The organism is Pontibacter sp. HJ8, assembly GCF_054824225.1.
The window spans coordinates 1-16,891 of record NZ_JSYF01000085.1 but is presented as its reverse complement, the minus strand read 5'-3'; the positions used below and the strand labels follow the sequence as shown (position 1 = coordinate 16,891).

Sequence of the window (16,891 nt, the reverse complement as noted above, 5' to 3'; positions counted from 1 at the left end):
GCGTAGCACCAGCGGATGCTTGTTGGAAAACATCTCAAAACACCACTGCATGAGATGCAGCTTTTCCTCGTCCTGCTCTAACATCTTTCTAGCTTTCCTTAGCTCTTTCTCAAACAGGATGTTGTCGAAGCTCACTTTCATCAGAATGGTTTTAACATATTCCAGCATGATTCTTTCACTAGTTTGGGTACATGCAAAAGTAAGCCTATAGCCCCGGGAATGTGTCAAGCGTACGTTATCATATCTTAAAGCTTAGATCAGTATTTTCAATGGCCTGGTCCTGTATTTGTAGACGACAGCGGAAGTAAATTTCAGTGACTCACTGGTAACGGTATATTTACAATTACTTCTCCTTTCCTTAACATGGGAGAGCGTATTTTTGCGTGCGAAGCAACATACCTGGGGAAACTTTACTGATGATAAGGTATAGCTGGCTTGTCAGCGGACTTTCAAAGTTTTATCTAAACCGGTAACTGAAGGGTATACTCCGTATGCTGCTACAAACAATGTTTCCCGTTTTACCTGCAGTAATCCGGCTGCATGCTTTCTGCCAGTACACACGCAACTCCTGAGCTTATCATGCATCATCAACCTATACTTACACTGCCAGCCAACATGAAATATTTCCTGCTCTTTCTCTTCTTGATAGGTTACGGAACTTTGGCAGCACAAAATGCCACGACTCCAAAACCAATTGCAAAGGACAATCCGCTGACCGACCAAGTCAATGTGTTTTTAGGTTCCTCCGGAGACCACGGGCAGCTTTCACCGGCTGCCTCCTACCCTTTCAGCATGCTGAGTATAGGACCGCAAACTTATCCGGCGACCCATACGGGGTATGAGCATCTGGCCAAAGAGTTTTTGGGCTTTACGCACAACCGCATGGAAGGCGTCGGGTGCCTGGGAAGCGGTGGCAACCTGCTGATCAAGCCTTTCCTGGGCGAAGATCCGGAGACCTCCCGGCTCCTCAAAGCAGCGGAAGCCGCAGGGCCTGGCTTCTACCAGGTCAGCTTTAAAAACCAGATCAGCGCCGGGTTAGTGGTATACAAGAATGCCGGGCGGCACCGCTACCAGTTTCCTGCCGGCAAAAAAGGAATTTACCTGGACCTGAGCCACGCTTTTGCCGGACGCTTTGTTGCCGAAGAACATACGCTGACAGAAAATACGCTTAGTGGATGGGTTGCCTCACAAACTACCTGTAACGCAGGAACCTACCGCCTCTACTATGCGCTGCAGATCAATCAACCTGTAAAATGGACTTCCCGGAATGCGCACCAGCTCATCGCCACGCTGGCACCCAATCAGCGGGAAGTACAGGTGGAGATTGCGTTCTCCTCCGTGGATGTAGCCCATGCCAAAGCCGCCCTGGGCAAAGACTCTTTTGAGGAGATGAAACAGAAAAGCAGCCGTGATTGGAATCAGCATCTGGGTCGTATCCAGGTCAAAGGCGACCCTGAAAGGGAAAAACTCTTTTACTCGCTGCTCTACCGGGCGCTTCAGTCGCCCTATGTTGTGTCGGAAGAAGACGGAGTCTACCGGGCAATCGATGGGTCTCTGCAAAAAACGGATCGTACGGTTTACAACGGCTGGGCCATTTGGGACAACTACAAAACCCAGTTGCCGCTGCTTTCCTTTGCTTACCCCGAGCGGTATTCCGATATAGCCTCCTCTATTGCCAACCTCTATCCCTATGGAAAAAAAGATTTTGCGACAGCACAGGAGCCGTCCAACACCGTGCGGACAGAGCATGCAATCGTTGTTTTGCTGGACGCTCACCGGAAAGGGTATGCGATTGATCTCCCGCGGATCATTGATTCCCTGCAGCAGGAAGTGGACCGCCTCGATTATGCGACTCCGGACAAGGCGCTGGAGTCCTCTTACGATGCCTGGGCTTTATCACAGCTCTATGCCGCGCTCACCCGAAAGGAGCTGAGCCGGAAGTACAAGCAGAAGGCGCTGGAATATAAAACTTACTGGGAGAAGGACTTCAAAGACCTCAGCCGCCCGGATGTAAACAAGATGTCGGCGCGAGGTATGTACCAGGGCACCATTTGGCAATACCGATGGGCAGTGCCTTTTGATGTAAAAGGCTTGATTGCGCTGACCGGAGGCGAGCAGGCTTTTGAAAGCCAGCTGGATGAATTCTTTGAAATGGATTACCACAACCGGGCCAATGAACCGGACCTGCAGGTGCCCTTGCTCTACAACGCCACATCATCGCCCTGGAAAGCGCAGAAGCTTCAGCACCAGCTGGCCGTCGACACGGTGGTACAGCATTATTTCAATGACAACAGCCGGGGGATCGGTTCCTTTGTAGGTGTCATTTACAAAAATAAGCCGGAAGCCTACCTCAGAACCATGGATGACGATGCCGGGGCCATGTCTTCCTGGTTTGTGTTAACGGCGCTGGGTATACAGCCTGCCAGTGTGGGCTGGCCGGTGTATTACCTCAACGTACCGCTCTTTGAATCGGCAGAGATCGCCTGGCCAAACGGCAAAACCTTCACGATGCAGGTGGACAATTACGGAGATGACCACATGTACATCCAGGAAGTCAAGCTGAACGGTAAAAGAATAGACTGGAACTGGCTCACACACGAGGAAATCATGCAGGGTGGGAAACTCGAGATCAAAGCGTCCGATAAGCCCAACAAAAAATGGGGAGTTAAAAACAGGTGGGTGCCGGATATTAACATGGCTGACTGAGGCCATACAGGATCTGCTGCGGATTGATTCATCGTATGGCATACCTGATTTCCTACAACCCAACCAGTAAGCGGCAAGCTATACCTGAATAAAGCCTTTCAGCAGAAGAAGGTCGTAAACAAAAAGCCCCTGCACGGATCCGTGCAAGGGCTTTTTGGCAGGTAGGAAAGTTGATCCGGAGACCATTACTTGTGTCTTTGTTAACTCTTTAGGTATAGCCTCCTTTTATAAATGACTTATAAATGACGATTTTTCTTGCGTAGGTAGTCTACCAGGGGCTCCAGCCGGTCTGTCTGGATCATGTTGGCACCTTTACCCAGTATCCAGCCATAGCTTGCTTCCACATCGGTTTCAGCCAGGTCATCATCGCGGCCTGCATTCAGACTTGCCCACAGCGAATTGACCCATACCCTGGATCCCTTGCGTTTGATCTTGTCAAAAGAGTTGAGCACACGGGACGTATCTGTTGCAAAGACCAGCTCAAAGGCTACCGGCTTTAGTTTTTTCTGGAACTCCTCGATCACTTGCTGCGCATCGGGCTTGTCCAGGTTTACAATGGGCATGTAGAAGATCTTGTGCAATAGAGGACCGAAATCTGCTTGCACTTTCCTGTAGGGATGGCTTCCTTTCATCACCGCCTGGTGTACGGTTCCGGTTTTCTCCAGCACCGGGTATACCTGTGGGAAGAAATCATAACACTTGTCCAGATTCACCAGAATATCCCCTTTTGCCACCAGCATCGCCTCCTCTAAGGTCGGGATCTTGTGGTGTGTGGTACGCCCCAGCCCATTTTTAAGCGACAGGGTTTTCAGCGAGTCCAGGGTCCAGTCCGCTACTTTGCCTTTCCCATTGGTGGTTCGTTCCAGCGTTTTGTCATGCATTAGGACCAGGTGGCCATCCTTTGTTTGCTGCACATCAATTTCCACCATATCAATCCCCATGTCTATGCAAAGCTGTATGGCCAGCAGCGAATTTTCCGGGGCATTGCGCCAGTCGCCGCGGTGCGCCACTACCATGACCTTTTCAGAATCGGCGTCCTTCATTGTTTTGATTATCTGATCTACTCTCCCTTGTGCCTGCGCTGCCTGGCAGCTCAACAAAAAGAGGAACAACAGTATTCTATTTCTCATGCGCTTATACCTTTAAGTTTATACCTATAAATGATTCCCCTGATCCGATGGCCAGGCCGCCGGATCAGGGGAATCAGAGACTATAATGGATGAATCAACTACCTACCGGTTAATACCCTTCGTTCTGATACATCCGGACCGGATCCAGTTTTGTCTCGTCAAATGGTATCGGGTAGTAGCGGTCTTTCCGGGTGAAGTTGGACAGTTTTGCTGTGCCGTAGTCTGCCTGGTTCTTGGCATGGAAATATGAAACCAGTTCCTCTGTTGTGAAGAACCTCAGCAGGTCATACCACCTGTGCCGCTCAAAAGCGAGTTCCACGCGCCGTTCGTGCAGGATGGCCAGCTTCAGTGTCGGAAACTTTTGACTATACGCCGGATCGTTTCTTGCAATCAGGTATTTTGGCATGTTTGCCCGCTCGCGCACCATATCCAGGTACTCGATCGCCTGCGCTTCCTCTCCCAGGTATAGATGAACTTCGGCAAGCATCAGGATCACATCGGCATACCGCATCAGGATCCAGTCGTTGCCTCCATACCCGGTGGTACCGGCTGCTGGGCTTGTATCCCGGAACTTGGTGATGAACCAGTCTCTTACAGCGGAGTGCTCTGCAAACTTTACTGAAAATTCTTTTCGCAGATCACCCGCTTCATACTCCTTCACCAGGTCGAGCGAAGCCCTGACTCCTATACCTGTTCCGGGCTTGAGCGAATTGATCGTTTCTCCTCTAGCCTGAAAAGTAGCAGCAATCGTGGACGCGTAGTTCACATCGCCCTGCCGGTTTACGATCTGAAAAATCAGTTCCGGATTAGTGGCTTCTTTGTCGACATCAAACACATCCGTGTAGGGAATTTCCTTCAGAGCCCCAAACGTTCGCATGTTATAGGCAGCCGTCAGGTAGGTCTTGGCTTCCCGGAGGTTGCTGTCCCGATTGGCCTGGTCCAGTGTCGTCGCCATGGTCAGGTATACCTGCCCCAGCAAGGCATTGCCGGCTGTCTTCGAAACACGGCCCGTGTTCGACCCTGTCTGACGGGCAGGAAGCGGACTCGCTACGACTTCCTTCAGATCCGCAACGATTTGCTGGTACACAACCCCCTGTTTCTCCCGGAACGTGTTCGCCGCTATTTCATCGGATGTGAGAAGCGGGGTGGTTACCAGCGGCACATCCCCCCACTTGCGTACCAGATGGAAGTAAACGAGCGCCCGGACAAATTTCACTTCTGCCCTGTACTGCTCCTTTGTTTCCGGATTGGCAAAGGTCACATTATCTATGCTGGCCAGCACTGTGTTGCAGCGGGCAATGGAACTGTACATCGATACCCAATGGCTTTTAAGGTAGGTGTTACTGGGCAGAAGCGAGAAATCGTTGAACTGGAAAGGTTCTCCGGCATTGGATTGGTTATCGTTTCGTCCTGCGTCATCTGAGCGCTCATCGGTATACAAATAACTTCCCTCTCCTATCGTGTTCGAACTCCGGAGGGACTGGTATACCCCGTTTACGGCCATCAGCACATCGCCCTCTGTTTTAAAGAACTGAGCCGTAGATATGGCATTCGGATCGTACTGGTCCAGGAAATCGTCTTTGCAGGCACTCAGCATCAGCAGCATGGCCAGGCCTGCTACTTTTATGTATGGTGATTTCATCTTATTCTGAGAAAAATTAACTGATTCAAAAATGTTTTTGGTAGTAAGGGTTAATCTGTCAATTCGTTAGAAGGGGCTTAGAACGTAACCTTAGCTCCCAGACTGAAAGCACGTGCCAGCGGATACTTCCCATAATCAACCCCTGGTGTCAGGTTGGAGCCGTTGTTGTAGTCCACTTCCGGGTTATACCCTTTGTAATCTGTCAGCGTGAGCACATTGTCTATCGTGGCGTACACTCGCAGATTGTTTACCCCCAGGTAGCTTATCCCACCCGGCAAAGTATAGCCTACCTGCAGATTGGTCCACCGGAGGAAGGAACCGTCCTGCAGATAGAAAGAAGATAACCTGGTGCTGTTGCTTTGTGTACCTCCACGGGCTGCGCGATAAACGGAACCATCGCCGGGTGCTTCTGGTGAACGGTATCTGTCGGCCACTTCGGCATACTGGTTTCCGGAGCCTTCCATGTTGAAGATGTAATAGTCTTGCCCGTCGAGCACCTGGTTGCCATAGGCCCCATTAAAGGCAGAGCTGAAGTCAAAGTTCTTGTAGGTCATATTCAGCGAAAAGCCATAGGTAAACTCCGGATGCGGGCTTCCGATCACGCGCTTGTCCGCATCGTTCACAATGCCGTCTCCGTTTACGTCTTCGAAGTATAGATCTCCGGGCTTAAGCGGGTTGCTGGAAGCCATGGAGCGGGCAGGTCCCTTCAGCACATAACCCTCCGGAAAGGATTGAGTCGCGGCATTGAAGTTGGCATCATCGATGGCGATATTTTCCAGGTCAGCCTGCTGTACCATGCCTTTCACTTTAAAGCCATAGAACATACCGATGGGCTGCCCTTCCTGGGTAACGTGCGTCAGGTACGATCGCTCTGCCCCTACCGAATAGATAGTGCTCGCACCGCCCATGTCCAGCACTTTGTTGCGGTTCACCGAGATGTTACCGCTCAGCGTCAGGTTCAGGTCTTTGGTAGAAACCACATTCCCGTCCAGCTGAAAGTCAAATCCCTTGTTCTCCACTTTCGAATAGCGCAGGTTGGTCAGCATAGACGAAGAACCTGAAACGGCGGAAATAGGCTGGTTGAAGAGCAGGTCGTAAGAGCGGCTGAGGTAAAAGTTGGTGATCAGCTGCAGCCTGTTATTGAACAGGCCTAAATCCAGTCCGGTGTTATACTGAGAAGTGGATTCCCAGCCCAGGTTCTGGTCTTTTATACCGCCCGACCACATGGCTGTCGCAATGGTATTGGAGCCGAATACAACACCTCCCGGGTTTGCCATCACCTGCTCATGGTTATAGTCCCCGATGTTGTTGTTCCCGCTAAGCCCCCAGCTGGCGCGCAACTTTAAGGTAGAAGCATCGCCCAGGGTATTGGCATAAAAAGGCTCATTGGAGATCGTCCAGCCCGCTGACACCGAAGGGAAATACCCCCAGCGATTCAAAGGACCAAACCGGGAAGAACCATCTGTACGGAAGGAACCTGTCAGGTAATATTTATCCTTGAACCGGTAGGAAGCTCTGCCAAAGTAGGAAAGCAAGGTATGGGTGGATTTGCCGGTTCCTGAGTTGAGGAAGAAGTGGGTAGCATCGGCTCCTTTGCCTGTAATCTCCGGAATCCGGTCGTTCTGGAAACCTTGCGCCGATACGCTTATCAGATCACTGTTGGTTTTCTGGGCTGAGTAGCCGCCCAGAAAGTCCAGGTTGTGGTCATCGAGCTGCTTCCGGTAGTTGAGCGTAAATTCAGCCAGCTGATCCTGCTGCGTCAGCGTTTGCGCGGTTGCTTTGGCTGCTGCGATCGCCTGTGGCGAACCCGGAGGGTTGGCACCGTTGCTCAGGCTGGTCGGGTTGTAAAATTCATACTTCTCCTGATAGGTCTGCATGCCCAGGTTCGCCTTGAACGTCAGATCAGGCAACAGGTCATAAGCAGCATGGGCGTTGTAGGTACCTCTCAGCCCCTTGCGGTTGATCTCTGTCTCCCTTGCCAGGGCAACCGGGTTTTCGATGCTTTGGAAGCCAAAAGCCGAGGACTGCGAAGCCGCTTCGTTCTTGGCCAGGCTGCCGTCTTCGTTATACGCCTTAAAGATGGGCATGTATACCAGCGCTCCCAGGATTGGCCCCTGGTGGAAACGGCCTTCCTGCACTTCCCGGCCATCGGTATGCGTGAGGGCAAGATTAGCTCCCACTTTCAGCTTGCTGTTCACGTTCGCATCGACATTGGCCCGAAAATTCAGCCGCTCCTGTCCTGTGCTCACAATGATGCCTTCCTGCTTTTGATAGCCTCCGCTCAGAGCATACCGGATGTCCTTTGTACCTCCGGTGAAGGATAAATTATGCCGATGCATGATCGCATTGCGGTAGAGTTCATCCTGCCAGTCTGTGTTGTGCTCCGGCGTGAGCATGCGTTGGTTCGGGAAGTCGTATAAATACGTCGGTATGCTCACGGCCGAAGCGTTGCCTACTTTGCCGATGCGCGTTGCATTGTCATCGGAGTACATGGCATCCGACCAAGGCTTGCCGGCATTCACGATCAGGTCGCGGTAGGTACCGTTTCGGGCGTCGATCACGAGCTGCGCAAATTCCTCCGAATTCAGCAGGTCCACTTTGTTGCTAAGCTGGTGCACCCCGAACTGGTAATCGTATTCAAGCCGCCCCTTGCCTTCCTTGCCGCGTTTGGTCGTGATCAGCACCACCCCACCCGCTGCTCTGGAACCATAAATAGCTGCCGAAGCGGCATCTTTGAGGATATCGATGGATTCTATGTCATTGGGATTGATGAAAACATCGTTCCCAGCCGGATAGCCGTCAATTACGTAAAGCGGGTCCGAACTGGCATTGATGGAGCCGACGCCTCTCACCCTGATCTTGGTACCTACATAAGGCGCACCGCTCACCTGCGACACCTGTACGCCTGCCACCTTGCCTACCAGGCTCTGGCCAACAGTCGGAGCCGAGAGGTTCAGCTCTTTTGCCTTCACGCTCGAAATGGCTCCTGTCAGGTCACTTTTGCGCACCGTCTGGTAACCGACCGCTACAACTTCGTTGAGCATGAACTGGTTTTCCTGCAACCTGATGGAAAGCGTCGTTTGCCCGGAAACAACAACTTCCTGTGCCAGGTACCCGATAAACGAAAAGACAAGTGTGGCGCCTGGCGTTACCCGTATGCTGAAAGCACCATTCTGATCCGTAACCGTACCGTTCCCTGTCATCTTTTCCCCGATACTCACACCCGGTAAAGGTTGATTCTCTTCGTCGGTTACCACACCTGAAATACTGATGGGAGCCTGTTGGGAAACATAAGCCCTTCCTCCTGGCAAACTTACTGCAAAGGCAGGCGTAACCCCCACCATTAACGCAGCAAGCATCGGCAACATGACCGACCGCCTGCATGTAAAAGTTTTCTTCATTGAGATGTATATTTGTGTGCTTTTAAAATGATTAGGTGTCCCTCTTTTTTCCGGCTAAGCCAATTCCGAAGAGGCTGATAGTGAACTTCAGCAGCTGCCTGCAACTACTGCCAGGAAAGGGTCATAAAATGGGCGTTAGCTTTTCTGGAGGAAGTCACAGCGATTCCTTTTGTCAGGCCTTCCAGAAGGGCAAAGCCTTCCAGTTCGTCCTCCATGTCTATGTCGATCACTTTGATCACCTCTTGCCGGCCCTGCTCCAGGGATTTGCTTAAATTGAGGTAGGTGAACCGCCATTTGCGTCCTTCGATCTGGTTCTGGATCAGTACCAACATATCTTTTTCAGGTATGAAGTGGATGTTCTGTACCCATGGCCCGCAGGTAAACTTCTTGAACAGAACCCCTTTGTCGCTGGTTTTGGAGGCCTTCAACAGAGCTTGAGGATCATACAGCCTCACTTCGTTCGCTTTGTTTCCGTAATCTGCCGTGGCCACATACCATTTGTTCCGATAGGTCACATACTCGGGTCTTGTCCCTTGTATGCAGGCATCGTCTTCTATTACTTTCAGCAGGTTGCCATCCAGCGTCCCCTTTTCCAGAAGGCCTTCCCAATCGACGGCATATATGACCGCTTTCCAGGCCGTTCCTTCTTTGTTCAGCCGGATGCTGTTGCCGATGAAAGTGGGACCTTTGCCATTATAAGCTATACCTGTCGGGTGATTGATGACATCTTTTCCATCCTGTGTCAGGAGCACCTCCTTCTGGGTATAGGCCAGACTGTCGCCAGCTACTGCATACTCCCGGATCATACCTGCTTCCCTGTCACCGTACAGGTAGGCTTTCCCGTTGATATAGGAAACGCCCTGGCAGGCACCCAGCGCTTCTGCCGTGAATGTGTGCTGCAGCGACATGTTTACATTGCCGATTGTAAAGGGGAAGGCACCCAATGCCAGCGCTAATACAGCTGTTGTTATTTTCATGATGAGCTACTTGTTTCTTTTTAGAATAAAGGCAGGACTAAGGGTCGAGGGGCTCGAGCGGGTTGATGTGCAAGGCATCCACAACCGGGTAAAACTCCGCTTCTGTGTTGGAAAGCCGCTTGCCGTTCCGGAAGGGCACGTGGAGGAGCTCCTTCTGGCACCTGGCAGCAAGACTGCCCGTGATCGCAAAGCTTTGCGCCTTGGAAGTTGAGGTAATGCAGGGCTTATCGAACGGCATGCCGTAGCGGAAAATGAGACGGGCTGTGTTGCGCATGTTCGTGGTGGTATGGCGGGCGTGCGGCTCCATGATGATGGCGTTTTCGGGAACTCCCATGGTCTCCATCAGGTACTTCTTCATCTCATAGGCCTCGCTATACCTGGTTTTATAGGGATGCACCCTGCCACCGGACAAGACAATAAAGGGAGCCATACCTTCGAAATAGCGCTTGGCTGCGATCCGGGTGCGGAGAATTCCGACAGCGCTCAGTTCCACTTCCGGATCATCAGGTCCTGCGCCGGGCACCAGAATCAAGGTATAGCGATAGGCGTCCCAGTTGATGGTTTTGATGCGGTCGTACGCAGCCTTGTTCACAGTAGCCAGCATGGGCTCATAATCGGCTGCTTCCGTGCGGTGGTTGATCTCTAAAAAGCGAAGGGCATATTGCAGGGAAGGTTCAAAAAAAAGACTCGTCTGGTTACTTTCATCCAGCACCGCTTCCGTGCAGGTATAGACAAGGTCGCCGTACTTTTTATCCTGTATCCGAAAACTGATGGAGTCTATTTTGGGGTAATTGGGCTTCTCTCCTTCTGCGTATACCCCGATGGTATGATTTATACCTTTGGCATCCTGCTCCCAGGCTTTCACCAGCAGTTGTTGGGGTGACTCCCTGGCAAATAAGATGTAGGTGCCCGAAGGGAGGAGGTGATGCTGCACTAACTTTCCGAGTGCATTGTCTTTCTTGTAGAGTTTCGTTAGCCGGTCACTCACCTGCTTGATTTCACTGGCAGTAAACTTCATTCCCGTCGTGTAACACAAAACATCTTTGTTACAATCCTTCAGGGCCAGGGAAAGTGCATCGAGCTTGCCTTTGTGAATTTTACGCAGTGCAGCGTCTTTTTCCAGCAGCTCCCGGACTTCTTTTACTTGCTGAAATAAAGTGAGCAGGTAATAATTTTTGGTTTGAACGGCAGTCTTTGCTTCCACCAGCCTGTAATTGGCAACAGGCGGGGTGCCTTGGGAAAGGGCGGTAACAGTTAAAAGACTGAGTGCCCATAAGAGCAGTACTGGTTTTTTCAAGCTGAAGAAGTTTATGTTTCTCCAGCAAAAGTATCTGCACAGGATTACCTGAATGTTAATCCTGGATTAAGTTTAAACTATGAAATTGGGGGAAGCCTTTAAAATTCCATGGCGCAAACGAAAAGGCGCAAAGGACTACTTTTGAGCGAAGACCTGAAACAAGCAAAAACACATTCCCCTTTGAGCTATATCATTACAGAGGTGGCGCCGGGTAATGTAAAAGGATGGCCTGGCTAGAGCCGGACTTCTTTACATAAACTTACCTGTTTGCAGGTTATACTTCTGCCCTTTGGGAAGCACGTGCAGGATCAGGTTTTCCAGGCAAAGGGCCTCCCCTTCTCGGATGTCCCGGTAGTTATTCTTTTCCATCCTCCGCCCATCGAGTATGATCACCAGACCCGAGCCGATTGTTTCTACACATGCATTGTTCTTTATCAGGATACCCGTATCCTCTCCGAGCCCTATGCCGATATGGGAGGGAACGCGCGCAATGGCCTCTATGAGGCGTGGCATACGGCGGCGGTTTACAAAGTGCGTGTCGATAATGACCCCGTCAATCAGGTTCATGCCTTCCTTCAGTTCCACTTTCCCCTTCACCAGTGAATCCGTGCCTATGGACCCATCGATGATCGTTTTCGAAAGGGCCATGGCTCCTGCGCTTGTCCCCGATATCAGGAACATCTCCTCCTGCTCATAGCGGCATTTGAGGATCTGCAACGCTTCGGTTTTGAGAAATACCTGCCGGATACGCTCCTGGTCTCCTCCCGTAAACATAACCGCATTGGCCTCTCGGAGCCTATCCAGGTATAGCGGGTTGGCTGCGTCGCAGGGTTGTTGTATAGGCAGCACGCCTACATTGTCGCAGCCCAGTAACAGGAAGGCGTCCGTGTACATCTTCCCCATTTCTTCCGGAATGCTGGAGGCGGTGGTGATAACTTCGATGCGGGTGCCAGGGCCAGGGAGTTCATCGTGTATGCGCTTCAGGATACCCTGGTCAAAGAAACGCAGCTGGTTGCGGGACGCGCTGTCATCCGGAGCCGGCACTGTTCCTTTGTCCTCGTTACCCCCAATGGCCACTAATTTCCCCTTGGATGTCTGCATGTTTTTAGCTTAGGGTTTTATCAGACGGATGCTTCCCTTCATGATAGGGTGAAAGCTGCAAAAATAAGCGGTGTTTTGTGTCGCAACCATACGCCAGGAATCTCCCGGAGCAAGTGGGGGTGATTTCCATAGCTTTCCGGATGCTTCTGTGACATCATGCGTCACCATATCCTTGTTGAGGAAGGTGACCGTATCTCCTTTTTTCACCAGAAGTTCGGCCGGGCTAAACTTCATCTGGCTGATCTCAACGGTAAGCCCCCGTGGAGCGGGAGATTCAGAAGCGGGCCGCAGCCCGCTCAGAAGAAAGACAAGGCACGGCAGGTATAGGCAGCTCCTCAAAACTGCTTTTGCAAGACTCATTTTCCGTTGAGTTGCTTTTGCAGCATTTCCGCGTGCTCCAGGTGGGCTTTGAGCGCCGGTGCTACATTTTCCAGCAGTGTCTTCAGTTCCGCATTCTCTGCCTCAGGTATGAGCAGCCCTTCCACCGCTGAGATCACGGCTTTGTGGTAAGCAACTTCATTGTCGATGTAGGCTTTGTCGAACGAATTGCCTGACTTTGCCAGAAGCATTTTCTTTGTCTTCTCCGCATCAGCGAGCAGTTGCTGGCTTACGGCATTGTCCTGGGGCGTGACGTTGAGTTCCTGAACGAGCGCCACTGCCTGCCCGATCACGGCTTTGTGGTCGCTTGTCATCGTCTCTGCGAATTTCAGCACATCGGCATTCTTAGACTTTTCTTTGGCGATTGCAGCGTAGTCAATATCGATCTGATTGGCAGTCACGGCGGTATGCGCCACTTCCGGATCTGATAATTTGGGATTCTCCTGCGCCATCGCGGGGACGGCAAGCATAAGACTGAAGTAAGCTATACCTGTGCCCCATGCGAGAAGTGATTGAATTTTTTTCATGGCTTCTGATTTTAGTCTTGGTTTCCTATTAGAGGAGGATTGCCCGGAACAGTTACAAAAACACCTGGTTTATTTTTAGTTGAAAGCAAGTATAGCAATCCGTGTCAGCAAGCAGCGCCGGTCATGTCCCACGCACCGCTGAAAGGTATGCCTCTTACCTGCAGTCTTAGGGCAGTGCGGCCATTACCCTTTCTACCATTGCATCGCATCGTTTGTATCCGTACTCGAACACATCCTGGCTGATGGAAAGTTTATAGAGACTGTCCTTCAGCATAGACTTCGCCCGGTGCAGCCTGACTTTGGCGTTGCTCTCGGAAATATCCAGGCACTGGGTCACTTCATGGGAACTCATCCCCTCCACCTCCAGCAAGGTATAAATCACCCTGTACTTCTCAGGCATACGATCGATCGCCTGCTCCAGAAGCTGCTTCACCTCTTTTCGGATGGCCATGTTTTCCGGGTTCATAAAATTTGATTGTGTTAGTAGGTATGGATAATTGTCATGAGGCGTTTCGGTCGGTTCAGGTGCCGGTGCAAACTTCTTTCTTTCCCGCAGCTTTCCCAGGGCCACATTGATCCCGATACGAATGAGCCAGGTGGAGAAGCGCGCATCGTGCCGGAACTGGTAGAGCTTTTCGTAAGCCGCCAGGTAGGTGTCCTGCATGGCATCCTCGGTATCCTGTTCTTCCTTCAGGTAGCTTCTCACCGTGCGGTAGAGCGTCTGGTTGTAACGCCGCATCAAGAGCTCGTAAAGCTCTTTCTCACCCTCCAGCACCCGCGCCACTACCTCTGCGTCTGTGGCCCTGCTCTTTTCCGATAAGATAATGCTTTCAACTGTTCCCATGTCGTTTCTTTTTACTGATTAGATGCAATTCCGCTTAAAACGTTACATTCTTTTGTAACGGATTTCATTTTCAATCATCTAACTAGCAGACTATTAAAAAAACAAACTATTCAAAACAAATTAAACCGGAGGGACCATACCATGAACACATCCGCAATCTCTGCCGCCGAGGCTAGAACAGCACCTGACCGGGTGGGCCAGGCGACCATGCTTCTCAAGTACACCTTCGCGCTCGTGCCCATTGTGGCGGGGCTGGACAAATTTCTGAATTTGCTCACCGACTGGAGCAAGTACCTCGCACCTGTTGTGGTAGACAGCATACCCCTGTCGCCAGCCACCTTCATGTACATCGTCGGTGCCATCGAGATAGTAGCGGGCATACTGGTCTTCGTCAAACCGAGAATCGGGGCGCTGGTGGTGGCCCTGTGGCTGGTAGGTATAGCCATCAACCTGCTGCTGTCGGGGCAGTATTATGACGTAGCGGTACGGGACCTGGTGATGGCCATCGCTGCCTTTTCGCTATACCTGTTACTAGGTGACAGAGAGCGGTTTGCCTGATAGTGAAGCACCCCTGAAACTACCGTGGGAGGTAACGCCGCTACGAAAGCCAGTGGGGTTATCTCCCATCGCTGGTTCCTGGAAAGCATCAGGACCTGGAACTTGGTCACGAATAACCTGATCATAAGCAAAGAGAATCAAACCAAAACAGGAAAGATATGGCAGTACAGCAAGTTACTCAGTCGCTGTGGAGCGCAACCACCGGATTTAAGACCTACCCGCAATTACAGGGCGACATCGAAGTGGATGTGGCCATCGTAGGGGCAGGCATCACGGGCATCAGCACTGCTTACCTGCTGGCCAGGGAGGGCAAACGCGTGGCAGTGCTGGAGTCCTTCCAGGTTGGCTCAGGGACCACAGGCTCCTCGACGGGGAACCTTTACGCTACTATCGGGGAGTACCTGGATACCGTGGAGTCAAAGCACAACGAAGATACGTTGCGAGCAGTGGTCACGTCCCGGACGGCGGCCGTCGACTGGATAGAGCGGCTGGTGCAGCAACACGGCATAGCATGTGAGTTTACCCGGGTGCCCTGGTACCGGTTCTCCGAACCAGGCGATGACATGGCGGAACAGTTGAGGCGGGAAACCAAGGCGGCTGCGAAAGCCGGGTTGATTGTCTCAGACCAGGCTCCGGCCAATTTCCCGTTTCAGGTGGAAGCCATCACAAACGTAGCGGGCCAGGCGCAGTACAACCCACTGAAGTACGTGCAAGGGCTCGCTGCCGCCATTGACGGCAACTACTGCCAGGTATACGAAGGCACCAAAGTAACGATCGTGGAAGACGGAAAACCCTGCATAGTGCATACCGAGCGGGGCACGGTGACAGCCACACATGTGGTGATGGCCACGCACTCGCCCAAAGGAGTATATGCCGTACATACCACCATGGAGCCCTGCCGGGAGTTTGCCCTGGCAGTACGCCTGAAAGGCGCTCTACCGGCAGGTGGCATCTACTGGCACAGGCAGCAGGCGCAACATTATTCCATCCGTCCCTACAGCAACGCACAAGGCAACTTCCTGCTGGTGCTGGGGGAAACTTATAAAGTAGGGCAACAGGAGCACAACGAGCAGGCTTTAGGGAAGCTGGAGCAATACGCAAAGGAGCGCTTCGACGTCGACCATGTCGTATACAAGTGGGCTGCACAGAACTACAGACCCGCCGATGCGCTGCCTTATATCGGCACCAGCCCCATGCAGGAAAACACCTACATTGCCACCGGGTTTGCCGCTGACGGCCTCACCTGGGGCGCCCTGGCCGCTATGATCATCAGCGATGCCCTGGCTGGCAGGAAAAATCCGTGGGCCATGTTCTTTGACCCCAGGCGCTTTACCCCGCTTGCCTCTGCCCCTCAGTTCATCAAAGATAATACAGACGTAGCTTTCCAGTTGGCAAAAGATTATCTCTTCTATGGCCAGGTAGAGGAGTTACAGGAAATAAAGCCGGGAGATGGCAAAACCCTGGAGATTGACAAAGAAAAAGTTGCCGCTTACCGCGACGAGGCAGGAAAGCTGCATGTGGTGTCGTCTGTTTGCACGCACATGGGCTGCATCGTGCACTTCAACAACGCTGAAAAGAGCTGGGACTGTCCCTGCCATGGCAGCCGCTTTTCGGTGGAAGGGGAAGTACTGGAAGGACCGGCCTACAGCAACCTGGCCAAGCCAGGCAGTTTGGAAAGGGTCCGGAAGAAGTAAGGTTATCGGTTGGGGCTGCGGCCAATCCAACAGCGGAGAAGGGAATTAAGAGTGAAAACTTTCCTCGGTTACAAGAAGATATACAGCATTAGACTCTTCCCTCTCTGAGCCTGAGTCCCGGTTAATTCCGATGCGCTTACTGTTTGAATGCCGGATTTGCGAACCTGGCCTTCGTGCGCAGCCAATCCTTCGCTTCTTCCATATCCTCAAACACCTGGGCCTCAAAAGCAGTGACCTTGGAGAGGAAATCATCGGCAGTAGCTTCGGCGAAGGTTTCCGGTTGTACGACCATCGCATAATATTCCAGCCCGGCACTAGCCGCCTCAGGTGCCCAGTCGTAGAGCATCCAGTTCAGGGAATGCTCCCAGGTGCCTATCATCAGACGGGTATCCAGCAGGATGCTGCTGTAATCGATGTTGGTCAGCACCTCGGTATAGGCTGACACACCCGTTTTCATATTTTCCTCCGTGGGGTATCCTATCCAGTTGACATACACCCACCGGTTCAGTGTGTCCAACTCTATAGTCAGGTACACACTTCCAAATGCATTTGTAAGGGACTGTTCCATAATCTATACCTCCTAACCGGCTCCCAGATGAGATGGTTCAATCTACACCCTATGTTAGCGCATCAGAA

At 51.8% G+C, this 16,891-nt stretch carries 13 protein-coding genes; 3 read left to right on the top strand and 10 right to left on the bottom strand.

The window, feature by feature from the left end:
• Positions 1-660: 660 nt before the first annotated feature.
• A complete protein-coding gene (locus tag OB13_RS05285; protein WP_461489105.1) occupies positions 661-2,706 on the top strand; it encodes a glycoside hydrolase domain-containing protein in 2,046 nt (681 codons plus the stop codon).
• Between the two features lie 236 nt (positions 2,707-2,942).
• Here OB13_RS05285 and OB13_RS05280 read toward each other — a convergent pair whose 3' ends face one another.
• From OB13_RS05280 to OB13_RS05240, 9 genes are all read right to left on the bottom strand, one after another.
• Complete coding sequence (locus tag OB13_RS05280; protein WP_461489104.1) at positions 2,943-3,836, bottom strand: glycerophosphodiester phosphodiesterase family protein; 894 nt, start codon at positions 3,834-3,836, stop codon at positions 2,943-2,945.
• Between the two features lie 109 nt (positions 3,837-3,945).
• On the bottom strand, positions 3,946-5,478 hold the full coding sequence (locus OB13_RS05275) for a RagB/SusD family nutrient uptake outer membrane protein (protein ID WP_461489103.1): 1,533 nt from the start codon (positions 5,476-5,478) through the stop codon (positions 3,946-3,948).
• A gap of 77 nt (positions 5,479-5,555) precedes the next feature.
• Positions 5,556-8,837, bottom strand: coding sequence for a SusC/RagA family TonB-linked outer membrane protein (locus tag OB13_RS05270; RefSeq protein ID WP_461489102.1), 3,282 nt, complete (start codon positions 8,835-8,837; stop codon positions 5,556-5,558).
• 146 nt (positions 8,838-8,983) lie between these two features.
• Positions 8,984-9,856, bottom strand: a complete 873-nt coding sequence (locus OB13_RS05265) for a hypothetical protein (RefSeq protein ID WP_461489101.1) — start codon at positions 9,854-9,856, stop codon at positions 8,984-8,986.
• A 37-nt stretch (positions 9,857-9,893) separates the two neighbouring features.
• Positions 9,894-11,153, bottom strand: a complete 1,260-nt coding sequence (locus tag OB13_RS05260; RefSeq protein WP_461489100.1) for an ElyC/SanA/YdcF family protein — start codon at positions 11,151-11,153, stop codon at positions 9,894-9,896.
• A gap of 249 nt (positions 11,154-11,402) precedes the next feature.
• Positions 11,403-12,254 carry a cyanophycinase gene (locus tag OB13_RS05255; RefSeq protein ID WP_461489099.1) on the bottom strand — a complete coding sequence of 284 codons (852 nt, stop codon included), beginning with the start codon at positions 12,252-12,254 and terminating at the stop codon, positions 11,403-11,405.
• 9 nt (positions 12,255-12,263) lie between these two features.
• Positions 12,264-12,614 (bottom strand): plastocyanin/azurin family copper-binding protein, encoded by a 351-nt coding sequence (locus OB13_RS05250; RefSeq protein WP_461489098.1) that lies wholly within the window; start codon positions 12,612-12,614, stop codon positions 12,264-12,266.
• Complete coding sequence (locus OB13_RS05245) at positions 12,611-13,159, bottom strand: DUF4142 domain-containing protein (RefSeq protein WP_461489097.1); 549 nt, start codon at positions 13,157-13,159, stop codon at positions 12,611-12,613. Before OB13_RS05245 ends, OB13_RS05250 begins: the two co-directional genes overlap by 4 nt.
• A gap of 166 nt (positions 13,160-13,325) precedes the next feature.
• On the bottom strand, positions 13,326-14,003 hold the full coding sequence (locus OB13_RS05240; protein WP_461489096.1) for an RNA polymerase sigma factor: 678 nt from the start codon (positions 14,001-14,003) through the stop codon (positions 13,326-13,328).
• Positions 14,004-14,144: 141 nt separating this feature from the next.
• Here OB13_RS05240 and OB13_RS05235 point away from each other — a divergent pair, with 141 nt between their 5' ends.
• Positions 14,145-14,561 (top strand): tRNA (5-methylaminomethyl-2-thiouridylate)-methyltransferase, encoded by a 417-nt coding sequence (locus tag OB13_RS05235; protein WP_461489095.1) that lies wholly within the window; start codon positions 14,145-14,147, stop codon positions 14,559-14,561.
• Positions 14,562-14,719: 158 nt separating this feature from the next.
• The gene (locus OB13_RS05230) at positions 14,720-16,255 is read left to right on the top strand and encodes an FAD-dependent oxidoreductase (RefSeq protein WP_461489094.1); all 1,536 of its coding nucleotides are present in this window, start codon (positions 14,720-14,722) and stop codon (positions 16,253-16,255) included.
• 136 nt (positions 16,256-16,391) lie between these two features.
• Here OB13_RS05230 and OB13_RS05225 read toward each other — a convergent pair whose 3' ends face one another.
• The gene (locus OB13_RS05225) at positions 16,392-16,823 is read right to left on the bottom strand and encodes a SpoIIAA family protein (RefSeq protein WP_461489093.1); all 432 of its coding nucleotides are present in this window, start codon (positions 16,821-16,823) and stop codon (positions 16,392-16,394) included.
• Positions 16,824-16,891 lie beyond the last annotated feature (68 nt).

Coding starts and splice junctions, on each gene's coding strand:
- OB13_RS05225 (WP_461489093.1), bottom strand. CDS start 16,823: ATGGAACAGTCCCTTACAAATGCATTTGGAAGTGTGTACCTGACTATA.
- OB13_RS05235 (WP_461489095.1), top strand. CDS start 14,145: ATGAACACATCCGCAATCTCTGCCGCCGAGGCTAGAACAGCACCTGAC.
- OB13_RS05240 (WP_461489096.1), bottom strand. CDS start 14,003: ATGGGAACAGTTGAAAGCATTATCTTATCGGAAAAGAGCAGGGCCACA.
- OB13_RS05270 (WP_461489102.1), bottom strand. CDS start 8,837: ATGCTTGCTGCGTTAATGGTGGGGGTTACGCCTGCCTTTGCAGTAAGT.
- OB13_RS05275 (WP_461489103.1), bottom strand. CDS start 5,478: ATGAAATCACCATACATAAAAGTAGCAGGCCTGGCCATGCTGCTGATG.
- OB13_RS05255 (WP_461489099.1), bottom strand. CDS start 12,254: ATGCAGACATCCAAGGGGAAATTAGTGGCCATTGGGGGTAACGAGGAC.
- OB13_RS05245 (WP_461489097.1), bottom strand. CDS start 13,159: ATGAAAAAAATTCAATCACTTCTCGCATGGGGCACAGGTATAGCTTAC.
- OB13_RS05250 (WP_461489098.1), bottom strand. CDS start 12,614: ATGAGTCTTGCAAAAGCAGTTTTGAGGAGCTGCCTATACCTGCCGTGC.
- OB13_RS05280 (WP_461489104.1), bottom strand. CDS start 3,836: ATGAGAAATAGAATACTGTTGTTCCTCTTTTTGTTGAGCTGCCAGGCA.
- OB13_RS05230 (WP_461489094.1), top strand. CDS start 14,720: ATGGCAGTACAGCAAGTTACTCAGTCGCTGTGGAGCGCAACCACCGGA.
- OB13_RS05265 (WP_461489101.1), bottom strand. CDS start 9,856: ATGAAAATAACAACAGCTGTATTAGCGCTGGCATTGGGTGCCTTCCCC.